This is a genomic window from Paenibacillus sp. YSY-4.3 (assembly GCF_054767475.1).
This window is the reverse complement of record NZ_BAABMC010000018.1, coordinates 1-12542: the sequence shown is the minus strand read 5'-3', so window position 1 is coordinate 12542 and position 12542 is coordinate 1. Positions and strand designations below refer to the sequence as shown.

Here is a 12542-nt window from a genome sequence, read left to right as displayed (position 1 = left end):
GTGGTTCCGCTATTCGGTGCAAGAGCACTAAAACTGTGCAATTCATGGGGCAATAGCGGATTCTGCGTCCGTTAGCTCATCAAAAAAGCAAGTAATGAGGGAATAGCGGATCTGATGTCCGTTGTATTCCTATCGTATTCACTGTTCCAACTCGACGGTCGGAGGAATGGACGAAAAGTAGCTGAGATTGAATACGCAAGTTAATTGAGTAAGCAATCTGCGGCGGTTTCGTTACTAGCGAGATTTTTTATTGAAGCTGCGAATATTTTCAGAAAATGTTTTTAAAAACCCTGATTTTAGGAAATAGTATAACGTAACAAAACACCATCTAAATTCACCATCAAAATTCGATTTCCTGATAGGAGGGTATAACGTGAAAACATTAGATACGGTTGCTCTTACGCTGCTAATTATCGGCGGTATTAACTGGTTGCTGATCGGATTGTTCCAGTATGACCTGGTAGCCTCGATCTTCGGTGGACAAAGCAGCTCAATAGCTCGAATTATTTATGCGATCGTTGGGATTTGTGCCTTGTACTGCATTAAATTCTTCGGTGGCACCGCCGTAGATAACCACAGGACTGCCCGTTAAAACGGAGTAGACCGGCTGGATTCTCTAATGCGTATGCAAAAAAGCTGCCCCCAACTCATCAATGGATGATCCTAGCGAGGGGCAGCTTATTTTGTAATGTCGCCGAGCAAAATGGATAGAGTTTCCCTGAAGGATTCTTAACGGCATTTGAACCTAAACGCTGGATCGCTCGACGATTTTGAAGCCAAGCTCCTGGATAATCGTGCTGTCGGTCTGTTTGGTAATTTGCCTGTAGCTGATGCCGAAGGCCTCTGCGCCGATCTCGTTCAGCCGGTTATCGATCGTGGTAATGCCGAGCAGCTTGGAGATCGGCTGGTTATCGAGGCCGATGAAAGCAAGATCGTCGGGAACCCGCACGCCTTGATTATGGGCGGCGATCATCAGTCCGGCGGCTACCTGATCTCCGGTGATCAGGAGAGCGCTCGGCGGGTCGTCCATGGCCAAGATTTTTGTCAGCAGCCTGGCGCCATCCTCGAGATGCATGCAGTTGTCGAAGATCCAGGTTTCACGACTCTCACCTCCGAGGGAAGCCAGCGTGTCCAGGTATGCCTTATTGCGGTTGGTACTGCTGGCACTATTCCTGCGGTTCACCGTGTAGCCGATTCGGCGGTGGCCTTTATTCCACAGGTAGATGATTGCTTTTTGGAAAGAGGCATAATGATCGAAATAAACGCAGGATAAGGAGCGGTCGCGCACTTCTTCACACAGTGTAATGGGGCCGTATTTGGCATATTTCTCGATTTGATTCAAGGAGAGTGAGCGCGAGACGATGATGAGTCCATCCACGATCTTATCCCTCAGCATGTGCAGCGCCCGCCGTTCCTCATGGGTACGGTAGCCTGTCTGGCACAGCATCAACTGGTAATTGACCTGCAGCGCCTGCTCTCCGATCCCTTCGACGACTCTGCCGAAGTAGGCATTATTGATTTGGGGCAGAACGACGCCGATCGTTTGCGTCGCTCCTTTGACCAGATGGACGGCATTCATGTTGCGTGAATATTGCAGACGTTCAACGGCCTCTTCGACGGCCTTGCGCTTATCCTCCCGAACATAGGGGTGATTGTTCAGGACCCGGGAAACCGTGCTGACAGAAACTCCGGCAGCCTCGGCGATCTGCTTAATGTTTGGCACCCGCATGTCTCTCCTTCCATCCAAAATTTTTTATGCGATTATCGTTGATCTGAAATGCATTTCATAGTTTAAAATAAAGAAGTACCATGGAAAACAACGCTTTTGCTGTTTGGCGTAACCAGTTATAGCTGGGCGTGACGAGGCGGAGAGTTGTTTTCCTTTTTTTTATAACGTTCTACTGGAAGAAAAGCCCGATGCTCTTGCTCGAGCACCGGACCCGACAGTTCATTTAAGGTTCTTCAGATAAGGGGATGGGTGAATATCCAGCCTTGTAGATGCGATACCACATCGCGGCAAAGCCTGCTGCGCCAAACATCGTAAACGTAACGCCAAACCGGTACATAATCACCGCTCCGAAGCTCTGGAAGAGCCATCCGCCGAGGAAGCCGGCGAGTATAAAGGCTAGGCCGCTCAGCGCAAACGCATAAACCGCTTGCCCGGAGGAACGGAGAGGACGGGGCAGCAGCAGGGCGGTCAGCCGGGTGCCTACATAGAAGAAGCCACCGAATGTGACGGCATGAAGCACTTGGATGAAGATAATTTGCAGCGGCGTGGAAGCCACGGACATGAGCTGCCACCGCAGCGCGAACAGGACGCTGACGATCGTGATGCAGGCCATTAAATAAGTGATTCTGCGCTTGAGGTAGCGGTGAAGCAGCGTAAAAGCGCCCGCTTCAAATATGGTGGACAGGAACACCGCGCCGCCGACCTCCAGTCGGGTACTGCCCAAATCATTCATAAATAGCGGCATAAATATCGTATTAATGGCATTGGGGATGGAGACCAGAGCCCCGAAGACAATGAAGGCGATAAAATATTTGTTCTGCAGGACTCGGGCAATCTCGTACGATCTCATCGTCGGTGTGTTTGTCGTTTTGCGAATTGACGGAAGCAACAGGGCCGAGCCAATCGCCAGCATTAGGGTTACGCTGAACAGCAGGGAAATGCCGTTATGCCCAACCTGGTCGATGACTGCACCTGCGCCCAAAGCGAGCAAAGTCCAGCCTAATGAACCCCATAGCCGGTAAGTATCGAATTTCAAATTCGTCCCTTCAATATATCCGAGGATGAGACTGTTGCTCTGCGATAATAAAGGGGTTTGAAAGAAATATAGCAGAATCATTGTAAAATAGAGCATATTGTAAGTGCCCACTTTGAACATCATATGACCGGCCATTAGCAGGCCCGTGAGCATAATCAGCAGTATGATGCGGATATTCTGGGTACGATCGCTTAAATATCTCCAGAATGGATGGGCAAAGAAGGAGACCAAGGGGGCAATCGCCATCAGGCTGCCAATCTCCAGCTTGTCCATGCCGACATCCAACAAATATAATTGGAAGAAGGCTGCAAAAATAACCATAGTCCCATAGATGAAAAAATTAAGCAGCCCCAAGGGCAGTAAAGAATCTGACGGATTCTCAGTATAATTCCGCAAACGCGCCATTCCCTTCTGTCCAAATCGATACCAACATCGATAGCTCACTAATAATTAATGGTTACGTTCTCAATGTAACACAGGGACGAAAAAGGTTACAAACCATCTTTTTCCGTATTGACAGAAATATTACTAATTATAACCTTTCTTTAACATAAGGAGACGATAAGATGGAATGGACTGGAATTATTTTGGCAGGAGGCAAGTCAAGCCGGATGGGGAGTAATAAAGCGGTGCTGCCCATAGGCGGTCAGCCCGTTATTCAGCGGCTGGCTTGTGAACTGCTGAAAGCTGGCGGCGAGGCCGTTATCTCCTGCGGGTCATCCTCTGCTTATGCCGAATTAGGCCTTCCACTGCTGCAAGACGCTTATCCTGGGTGCGGGCCGCTGGCCGGGCTGCATGCGGGGCTTGCTGCATCGCCTCATAAGTGGAGCCTTGTCGTGGGCTGTGACATGCCCTTTGCAAATGCAGCGTTGTTCCGGTTTATGGCCGAACAGGCTCAGAAGCTGGAGGAGCAGAGGTCCAATGGGCACAAGGAGCGTATCGAGGCGCTTATCTCCCGCGTAGGCGACCAAGCGCAGCCGCTGATGGCGATGTACCGCTGCAGCGTATTGCCTGGGCTAGAGCGGACGCTTGAGGAGGGCCGTCTCCGGGTAAATCAGTGGATTTCGGGCCTTTCGGCCAAATATATCAGTGAGGAAGAACTGAGCAGGATCTCCGGGTTGCCTGCAGAACTAGCTGTATTCAATATGAATCGGCCGGAGGATTACCAAACAGCCCAGCTTTATGCCAAACAGCGGAACTTATGAACTTATGACAAAACAAAGACAAAGACAAAGAGGTGAACCTATGGGCGTTTAATGCTCAGGTTCGCCTCTTTGCATTTTTAGTTAAATTTTATATAGTTCGATAAGGGCGTCAGTGTCGCGGCCCTCAGGCGAAAGAAAAAATGTTAACCGAAATGTAAAATATATCATATAAAGCGTTTTCATTATTGGGATATAATGAAGGTGAGCGATACATGACCCCCTTAATCATGTGTCGGTATATGCTGCTTGGATGATTTCCGAATCAAAAAGGAAATCATCTTTTTTCAAACCATGTGAAGCATAAAGCTTAACATACGGGCCTATACTTGTCTTATATTTCTTCGCAGGGAGATGACCAATATGACCATGTTGTTCAAAGAACCTGTTCAGGCATCGCCGGAGCAAATCGCTTGGTTGGAGCGTCGTGGCTGGGTGTACGAGCTGCTGATGGATTTTCTGAGCCGTCCGCCGCGCATGTCCTTGATTGCCCAGTGGCGGCAGCGGGCAGAATTGACGCATCGAATTCCAAACAGCAGGGGTGGTAAGAGGCTGAGAAGTTATTTGGAGAGCATTCCCGAACGGCATTTTCGCAGTGCATGCCATCAGGAGGCGGAGGAATATCGGCGGCTCTTCCTGGGAGATCAGGCTGTGCTGATCCCTTGCGAAGGGACTTTTCGGGCCAAAAGCGACGGAGCAAATGCCGCTGCTTGCATTTCCCATATCCGAATGATGTACGCCGATAGCGGCGTGGTGTTCAACAAACTATTCGGCGAGAGAGACGACCATATCGCTATGGAGCTGGAATTTATGGCGGTGATGGCAGAGGGCATGCGCAGCAAGGCCGACCGAAGCCATATGCGCCACAGCTGCCTGGAGATGGCGGACACGCAAATTCGTTTTCTGGAAATACATTTGCTAAAATGGGCCCCGCGGCTGGCAGATGAGCTGATCCGGGCGACCAAGAGTCCGCTTTACAGCGGCCTGGCCGAGCTGCTGCAGGAGTTCCTGGCCCATGATTTGGAGCAGCTTCGCAAATGGAGAGCAGACATAAGCTAATACATGCCGATGTATACGAAATATAAACAGGGACGATTTGCCGGGCGGCTTACATCAAGCGCCGCCTTGGCGAATCGTCCCTATTTCCTTTGGCGGAATATAGCTGCATGGCGATTCTTAAGATCAGGTTTTTTAACTTCTGAGAGACTCGTTTACGCTATAATAGAGCTGGTTTAACATTATATTAGGAAGAAAGTTGCGGATCATGTAAAATAGAATCACTGCAGCATACTGTGAAAAGGAGTACAACCATGAGACGTGGATTGCAAATTTTAATGATTGCCGCCATACTTTTTGCGTTTTATTATTTTGGTTTCGGCGTCTTCGGAAAGTTCGGCGGTACCCTAGTCAGTATTTTTCAAACCTTAACGGTAATGACGATCGGCTTCGCGATATTCATGGAAAATCGCAATCCTTCGAGCACCGTGGCTTGGATTTTGGTGCTTGGCCTGCTTCCGGTTGTCGGACTCATATTTTATTTCCTGTTTGGCCAGAATTATTTCAAACGCCGGAACTTCGACAAGAAGGCGGAGGAGGATCGGAGAAACTACGAGCGCATCGATAATAATGCTTACATGCTGCCTCGTGATTTATCGCAGTTTACCCCGGAAGAGCAGCGGCTGCTCCAGCTGTCCCAGCGTTTGGCCCGCACGCCGTTTTCCATGCATACCCGGACGAAGGTGCTGACGAACGGGGAGGAGACTTTCTCCTCGCTCCTGAAGGAGCTGAAGAAGGCTGAGCATCACATACATATGGAATACTATATTTACCGGGCGGACGACATTGGGCGCGAAATTCAGAAGACTCTGATTGAGAAGGCAAAAGCCGGGGTCGAGGTTCGGTTCATGTTCGATGCAGTGGGCAGCATCGGCCTGCCGAAATCGTTTATCCGCGAGCTGGAGGATGCCGGGGTCAAGGTTGGCATTTATGGAAAAGTCCGCTTTCTGGCTCTATCCAGTCGGGTCAACTACCGCAACCACCGGAAGATCGTTGTCATCGACGGCACGACCGGCTTCATCGGCGGCTTGAATGTGGGGGATGAATACTTGAGCCGCAACAAAACGTACGGTTTCTGGCGGGACACGCATATGCTCGTCAAGGGGGAAGCGGTTCGCTCACTGCAAATTATTTTTCTCCAGGACTGGAAATACGTTACCGGGGAAAAAATCATGTCGCTGCAGTACCTGTCCCCTGAGCTCGAGACCGGCTGCGGCGGCGCCGTGCAAATTGTACCTAGCGGACCTGACAATGAGAGCCGGACGCTGAAGAACATCTTCTTCTCGATGATGTCTTCGGCCAAGAAGTCGATTTGGCTGGCTACGCCGTATTTTATCCCGGATGACGATATTTTTACGGCACTCAAGATTGCCGGCCTGTCCGGCCTAGACGTACGGATTCTATTTCCGGCCAAACCAGACAAATGGTTGCCGTTCCTGGCTTCGCATTCTTATTTTCCGGAGCTGCTGGAGGCGGGAGTGAAGATTTTTGAATATGAAAAAGGTTTCCTCCATTCGAAGCTGCTGATCGTGGATGGGGAAATCGCTACCGTCGGCACGGCCAATATGGACATGCGCAGCTTTCATTTGAATTTTGAGGTGAATGCCCTGCTTGTCCAAAGCGACAGCATTGCGCAGATGGTTAAAGATTTTGAGCGGGATTTATTGTTTACGAAGCAAATCGAGTACAAAGCATTTATGGAGAAGAGGCTGTTCGTAAGGTTCATGGAATCGGCGGCTCGGCTGTTTTCGCCACTGTTATAGTATGCATTTGTAAAGAACAACGACTACAAGGAGGAGCAATATGGGAAATACGTCCGGACGCAAAAGTGAACACATCCGCATTTGCCTGGAGGAGCAAGTCGGTGCAGAGGGTGTGCTGACGGGGTTTCAGAAGTATGTTTTCCGCCATAATGCGCTTCCTGAGCTGAATTTCGACGAGATTAGCTTGAAAACATCCTTTTTGGGAGCCATGCTCCGGACGCCGTTCCTGATCAGCTCGATGACCGGGGGGAGCGAGCTGGCTGGCGTGATCAATGACCGGTTGGCGGAAGTCGCCGAGCATCGCGGCTGGGCTCTTGGCGTAGGCTCCGTCCGCGCGGCGGTCGAGCGCGAGGAACTGGCGGCTACCTTTGCTGTGCGCGCCAAAGCGCCTACGATTCCGGTCATTGCCAATTTGGGTGCGGTTCAGCTGAATTACGGCTTCGGCCCCGAAGAATGTATGCGCGCGGTAGAAATCGCTGGGGCGGACATGCTCGTACTGCATTTGAACGGATTGCAGGAAATCTTCCAGCCGGAAGGCAATACGGCGTTCCGCGGCTTGCTGGCCCGAATCGAGGAGCTGTGCAAGAAGCTGTCGATTCCAGTCGGCGTGAAGGAAGTCGGCTGGGGGATCGATGGCGCGACTGCGAAGCGCCTAAATGATGCGGGCGCCGCATTCATCGATGTGGCCGGCGCTGGCGGCACATCCTGGAGCCAGGTGGAGAAGTTCCGCAGCGCCGACCCTGTACGGCGCATCGCGGCGGAAGCATTCGCGGATTGGGGCATCCCCACCGCCGAATGCATCCGCGAAGTGCGGGCGGCGGTGCCGGAAGCCGCCCTGATCGGCAGCGGGGGCCTGAACACCGGCGTGGATGCCGCCAAGGCGCTGGCGCTTGGCGCGAATCTGGCCGGGTTCGGCCGGGCGCTGCTGGAACCGGCGGTGCATTCGGCGCAGGCGCTCGACGCCCAGCTGGAGCGCGTCGAGCTGGAGCTGCGCACCGCCATGTTCGGCATTGGCGCCAGTAATATTGCGGCGCTAAACAGCACGGCGCGGCTGGTACGCCGGGAATAGACGTTATTTCATAGAAATCCGATGTATTTACACAGATTTTTATTGCGTTTCATGATGTTCCCCCTTATATTTGAATGAGAAGCTATTTTGCGGGCACGACTCCAGGGAGATTGTTGCTTGGAACGGCAAATAGCCTGGAAAATTCAATTTAAGGGGGAATGTTAGGATGAAACCATCTATCTGGAAGTGGAGCACCCGAACGGTCGTTACGATCGGGATCGGCGCTGCTCTCTATGGGGCAACGAGCTGGATCGGCATTCCGATTGGCACGGATACACAGCTGCGGCCTTCGATCGCTCTACTGGCGATCTTCGGGGCGTTGTTCGGTCCGGTCGTCGGCTTTATTGCCGGCTTCATCGGCCATGTCATCAACGATTTCATTACGAGTGGTACCGTCTGGTGGGGCTGGGCTCTCGGCTCGGGGATTACCGCTGCCTTCATGGGCTTGATCTATCTGGTCAAAGGCTTCAATCCGCAGGACGGAGAGATCAGGAAGGCACATATCGTGCAGTTTATCGTGTATGGCGTTATCGGTATTTTTGCAGCCCTGGCCTTTTCGTATTTGTTCGATATTTTTATCATGGGCGAGCCTGGTGGTAAGGTTATCGTCCAAGCGGTTGCGGCAGGGCTTGCCAATACAGCCGTCTTCTTCATTCTCGGCGTTCCGGCCGTATGGGCTTATGCGAAGCGCAACCGGAATGACGCAAACCTGAGCGTAGACGCAGACAGTTAGGAGTTTATGTTGTGATGCAGCCTGTGATTTCGTTTCGGAATTTTAGTTTTCGTTATAAGAAACAGTCCAAGCCGACTTTAAATGATATCAATCTCGACATCTTTCATGGCGAGAAAATATGGATTGCCGGGCCAAGCGGCTCGGGCAAATCGACATTAGCCCATTGCATCAATGGGCTAATTCCCTTTTCCTACCGGGGTGAGATCGCCGGGGAGTTCCAGCTGAACGGACAGCTTGCGGATTCGTTAGGGATATTCGAGCGCAGTCGCGCGGTCGGAACGATTCTCCAAAACCCCGATGCCCAGTTCGTAGGGCAGACGGTCGGAGAAGACGTTGCTTTTCAAATGGAGAATGAGAACGTGCGGCAGCCTGAAATGAAAGCCAAGGTGATCTCCTCGCTCGATCTGGTCGGCATGCTCGCCTTCGAGGCACAGGGGCCGCATGATTTGTCGGGCGGGCAGAAGCAAAGCGTGTCACTGGCCGGCGTGCTGACGACGCAGGCGGACATTCTGCTATTCGATGAACCGCTCGCTAATCTTGATCCGGTAAGCGGTATGCGAGCCATGGAATTAATCGATGATATCCATCGGCGCAGCGGCAAGACGGTGATTATCATTGAGCATCGGGTCGAGGATGTGCTGGAGCAGCCGGTGGATCGGATCGTCGTCATGGACGGCGGGCGAATCGTTGCCGTAGATGTCCCGGAACGGATACTGGCAGACGGTGTGCTGCCTCGCCATGGTCTGCGCCAGCCGCTTCATTTGGATGTTTTGGCCCATGCAGGCGTGCCAGAGGAGGGTTGGATCGGTTTGGCCCCTTTCAAGCAGTCAGCTGCAGCCACGGATAATACAGGCAAACTCGAGCAGCTTCGTGGGAACCTGGAACAGTGGATCAGTTCTGTCCCTGTCCGGACACGATTCAAGCGGGACATAACTGATTCCGGCCCTCTACTTGATGTGCGGAATGTTACCTATGCCTATCCGCAGGGGCGGGAGGTCGTCCGGGATGTTTCTTTCCAGGTTGGTGAAGGGGAAACGGTAGCTTTGCTTGGCAATAATGGAGCGGGCAAATCGACGCTATCCGGATTGATCACCGGGCTGATGAAGCCGCGATCCGGAGCGATCGTATTGCGGGGGGAGAACATTAAAGGCTGGTCTATTCGCCGCCGGGGCGAGAAAATTGGCTATGTCCTGCAAAACCCGCACCAGATGATCACGCAGCATATGATCCGGGATGAGGTCGGTCTTGGCCTGGCCGCCCGCGGTATTGCAGCGGAGGAAAGGGAGCGGCGAACCGATGAGGCGCTGCGTGTATGCGGGCTATACCCATACCGGAATTGGCCTGTATCGGCGCTAAGCTTCGGGCAGAAGAAACGGCTCTGCATCGCTTCCGTGCTCGTACTTGATCCCGCGCTCATTATTTTGGACGAGCCGACAGCAGGGCAGGATTACCGGCACTACACCGAGTTCATGGGCTTTATTGAACGATTGGCGGCTCGGGGGACGGCTTTCTTGTTCATTACGCATGACATGCATCTGGCCATAGAATACGCCAACCGCGCGGTTGTTCTGGCGGATGGCAAGGTCATTGCCACAGGCAAGGTCGCGGATGTGCTGTCGGACGCTGAGGTGACGGGAAGGGCCCGGCTGCGGGAGGACAGCCTGTCCGGGTTCGCCAGATTGTGCGGGCTATCCTCGCCATCCCGTCTAGTAGAGGCCTATCTTGCCGTGACGAAGGGGGGGCAGCTCCCTGATGAGTAGAACGGGAAGCTTATATATAGAGGGGGACTCGTATTTTCACCGTATGGACGGAGCGGTCAAGCTGATCCTGCTGCTGAGCTGGACGGTCGTCACGTTCCTGTTCCTCGATTTGCGCATATTTGCCGTGATGCTGGCGGCAGGGATTGCTATGCTGCTGACGACGGGGATTCCGCTGAAGCGGATGTCGTTTCTTTTCTGGATATTGACAGTGTTTACGGTGCTGAACAGTGTCTTTATTCTGCTGCTTACCCCGCGTTTTGGTACGACCCTGACAGGCAGTCATACACCGCTCATTCCTATCGGCTATAACACGATTAACCAGGAAACGCTGTTCTATGTGCTGACGTTATCGCTGAAATACATGACCCTGCTGCCGATCACGCTGCTCTTTATATTTACGACGCATCCGAGCCGGTTTGCTGCAAGTCTCAATAAACTAGGCGTGCCGTACAAAATGGCCTATGCGGTGAGCATTGCTTTTCGCTACATTCCCGATTTGACGCAGGAGTTCCGGACGATCCTCAACGCGATGCAAATGCGCGGACTGGGCATATCGCGGGAGGACGGGAATTTGCGGAGACGGCTGAAAAACCTGTCTCTGGTCGTCGTTCCGCTGCTGCAATCGTCGCTTCAGCACATTGAATCGGTCTCGGATGCGATGGATCTGAGAGGGTTCGGCACAGGACGCACGCGCACCTGGTATATGGGCAACGTCATGTCGCTGATGGATAAGTTGATGATCGTTTTATGCGTGCTGCTTCTTGGGCTGGCGATATTTTTGAAGCTGCTGGTGTTCCGTGGATTCTGGTATCCGTTCTAAGGCGATGGGCATAAAGCAGGATATTCCACACGGTTGTCCTTGAAATATAGACGGGGTATATGTACTATGATTGAAGAAGATAAGAAGCTGAGCAATTACTATAATGAGGAGTTGTCATTCATATGGCTTTAAAAGCAGGGATCGTAGGTTTGCCGAACGTCGGAAAATCTACACTGTTTAATGCAATAACGCAAGCGGGTGCTGAATCCGCGAACTATCCGTTCTGTACGATTGATCCTAACGTTGGGGTGGTCGAGGTTCCGGACGAGCGTCTTGATAAATTAACCGAACTGGTCGTGCCGAACCGTACGGTGCCGACTGCATTTGAATTCGTTGATATTGCAGGTCTCGTGCGCGGCGCGAGCAAAGGCGAGGGTCTCGGCAACAAGTTCCTGGCCCACATTCGCGAGGTGGATGCGATCGTACATGTCGTGCGCTGCTTTGAGGATGAGAACATTACTCACGTAGATGGAAAAATCAATCCAATCAGCGACATTCAGACGATTAACCTTGAGCTCATTCTGGCCGATCTAGACAGTGTGGAGAAGCGGATCGAGCGTTCCCGCAAAAACATGAAGGGCGGCAACAAGCAGTACGCGCAGGAAGTCGAAGTGCTGGAGCGCGTGAAAGAAGCGCTGTACAACGACATGCCCGCCCGTAGTGTGGAGCTGTCCGATGATGAGAAGCTGATCGTTCGCGACCTGCATCTGCTGACGCTGAAGCCGGTTCTGTATGCGGCGAACGTGAGCGAGGATGGAGTAACTGATGCGGACAACAACCCGTTCGTGCAGCAGGTGAAGGAATTCGCTGCGGCAGAGAACGCTGAAGTCGTGCCGATTAGTGCCAAGGTCGAGGCGGAGATCGCTGAGCTTGAAGGCGAAGATAAAGCGATGTTCCTAGAGGAGCTGGGCCTGGAGGCTTCCGGACTGGATCGTCTGATCCAAGCTGCTTACCGCCTGCTCGGATTGTACACCTACTTTACAGCTGGGGTACAGGAGGTACGTGCTTGGACGATCCGCAAAGGAACGAAGGCGCCGGGGGCGGCCGGAGTTATTCACACGGACTTCGAGCGTGGATTCATTCGTGCCGAGGTCGTGTCCTATGACGACCTGGTAGCTGCCGGTTCGATGAGCGCGGTTAAAGAACGCGGCCAGCTGCGCCTGGAAGGCAAGGAGTACGTCGTTCAAGACGGAGACATTATGCATTTCCGTTTCAATGTGTAAATGCGGGTAACTGAATAATATAAAGAAAAAGCTTGCCGGGATCGGCAAGCTTTTTCTGCGTTGTTTGGCACGGTTTGGTTTGTGGTTGATTCGTGTAAAGTGCCGCTATACCAGAGCTTTAGTCATGTAAACTGGATTCTAACGGACTCTA

The 12542-nt window shown here is 52.3% G+C and carries 11 protein-coding genes; 9 read left to right on the top strand and 2 right to left on the bottom strand.

All coding sequences use genetic code 11. The features are described from left to right. The first annotated feature begins 373 nt into the window (after window positions 1-373). Entirely contained in the window at window positions 374-592 is a 219-nt protein-coding gene (locus ACYUJT_RS25315; RefSeq protein ID WP_460327686.1) for a DUF378 domain-containing protein, read from the top strand. A gap of 153 nt (window positions 593-745) precedes the next feature. On the opposite strand, the gene ACYUJT_RS25310 is transcribed toward ACYUJT_RS25315, so the two are convergent. After that, window positions 746-1729 (bottom strand): LacI family DNA-binding transcriptional regulator, encoded by a 984-nt coding sequence (locus ACYUJT_RS25310; protein ID WP_460327684.1) that lies wholly within the window; start codon window positions 1727-1729, stop codon window positions 746-748. A gap of 223 nt (window positions 1730-1952) precedes the next feature. Then, a complete protein-coding gene (locus ACYUJT_RS25305) occupies window positions 1953-3170 on the bottom strand; it encodes an MFS transporter (protein ID WP_460327681.1) in 1218 nt (405 codons plus the stop codon). Between the two features lie 161 nt (window positions 3171-3331). Between ACYUJT_RS25305 and mobA the strand changes: the two genes are divergently transcribed. The 8 genes from mobA (at window position 3332) to ychF (ending at window position 12391) form a co-directional block, all read left to right on the top strand. Then, window positions 3332-3970, top strand: coding sequence for a molybdenum cofactor guanylyltransferase (gene mobA, locus ACYUJT_RS25300; RefSeq protein ID WP_460327678.1), 639 nt, complete (start codon window positions 3332-3334; stop codon window positions 3968-3970). A gap of 360 nt (window positions 3971-4330) precedes the next feature. Continuing rightward, window positions 4331-5026 carry a TorD/DmsD family molecular chaperone gene (locus ACYUJT_RS25295; RefSeq protein ID WP_460327676.1) on the top strand — a complete coding sequence of 232 codons (696 nt, stop codon included), beginning with the start codon at window positions 4331-4333 and terminating at the stop codon, window positions 5024-5026. A gap of 251 nt (window positions 5027-5277) precedes the next feature. Continuing rightward, complete coding sequence (gene cls, locus ACYUJT_RS25290; RefSeq protein ID WP_460327674.1) at window positions 5278-6786, top strand: cardiolipin synthase; 1509 nt, start codon at window positions 5278-5280, stop codon at window positions 6784-6786. 40 nt (window positions 6787-6826) lie between these two features. After that, window positions 6827-7855 (top strand): type 2 isopentenyl-diphosphate Delta-isomerase, encoded by a 1029-nt coding sequence (gene fni, locus ACYUJT_RS25285; protein ID WP_460327672.1) that lies wholly within the window; start codon window positions 6827-6829, stop codon window positions 7853-7855. 166 nt (window positions 7856-8021) lie between these two features. Next, window positions 8022-8588: an ECF-type riboflavin transporter substrate-binding protein gene (locus ACYUJT_RS25280; protein WP_460327670.1), complete on the top strand. Its 567-nt coding sequence runs from the start codon at window positions 8022-8024 to the stop codon at window positions 8586-8588. A gap of 14 nt (window positions 8589-8602) precedes the next feature. Further along, window positions 8603-10348, top strand: coding sequence for an ABC transporter ATP-binding protein (locus ACYUJT_RS25275; protein WP_460327688.1), 1746 nt, complete (start codon window positions 8603-8605; stop codon window positions 10346-10348). Next, window positions 10341-11168, top strand: a complete 828-nt coding sequence (locus ACYUJT_RS25270) for an energy-coupling factor transporter transmembrane component T family protein (RefSeq protein WP_460327668.1) — start codon at window positions 10341-10343, stop codon at window positions 11166-11168. The genes ACYUJT_RS25275 and ACYUJT_RS25270 overlap by 8 nt, the downstream gene beginning before the upstream one ends. Window positions 11169-11290: 122 nt before the next feature. Next, the gene (ychF, locus tag ACYUJT_RS25265) at window positions 11291-12391 is read left to right on the top strand and encodes a redox-regulated ATPase YchF (RefSeq protein WP_155612178.1); all 1101 of its coding nucleotides are present in this window, start codon (window positions 11291-11293) and stop codon (window positions 12389-12391) included. Window positions 12392-12542: the final 151 nt, after the last annotated feature.

What these genes read in the sequence shown, in the direction of transcription:
- ychF (WP_155612178.1), top strand. Translation starts at nt 11,291, where the DNA reads ATGGCTTTAAAAGCAGGGATCGTAGGTTTGCCGAACGTCGGAAAATCT.
- ACYUJT_RS25305 (WP_460327681.1), bottom strand. Translation starts at nt 3,170, where the DNA reads ATGGCGCGTTTGCGGAATTATACTGAGAATCCGTCAGATTCTTTACTG.
- cls (WP_460327674.1), top strand. Translation starts at nt 5,278, where the DNA reads ATGAGACGTGGATTGCAAATTTTAATGATTGCCGCCATACTTTTTGCG.
- ACYUJT_RS25275 (WP_460327688.1), top strand. Translation starts at nt 8,603, where the DNA reads ATGCAGCCTGTGATTTCGTTTCGGAATTTTAGTTTTCGTTATAAGAAA.
- ACYUJT_RS25280 (WP_460327670.1), top strand. Translation starts at nt 8,022, where the DNA reads ATGAAACCATCTATCTGGAAGTGGAGCACCCGAACGGTCGTTACGATC.
- ACYUJT_RS25310 (WP_460327684.1), bottom strand. Translation starts at nt 1,729, where the DNA reads ATGCGGGTGCCAAACATTAAGCAGATCGCCGAGGCTGCCGGAGTTTCT.
- fni (WP_460327672.1), top strand. Translation starts at nt 6,827, where the DNA reads ATGGGAAATACGTCCGGACGCAAAAGTGAACACATCCGCATTTGCCTG.
- mobA (WP_460327678.1), top strand. Translation starts at nt 3,332, where the DNA reads ATGGAATGGACTGGAATTATTTTGGCAGGAGGCAAGTCAAGCCGGATG.
- ACYUJT_RS25295 (WP_460327676.1), top strand. Translation starts at nt 4,331, where the DNA reads ATGACCATGTTGTTCAAAGAACCTGTTCAGGCATCGCCGGAGCAAATC.
- ACYUJT_RS25270 (WP_460327668.1), top strand. Translation starts at nt 10,341, where the DNA reads ATGAGTAGAACGGGAAGCTTATATATAGAGGGGGACTCGTATTTTCAC.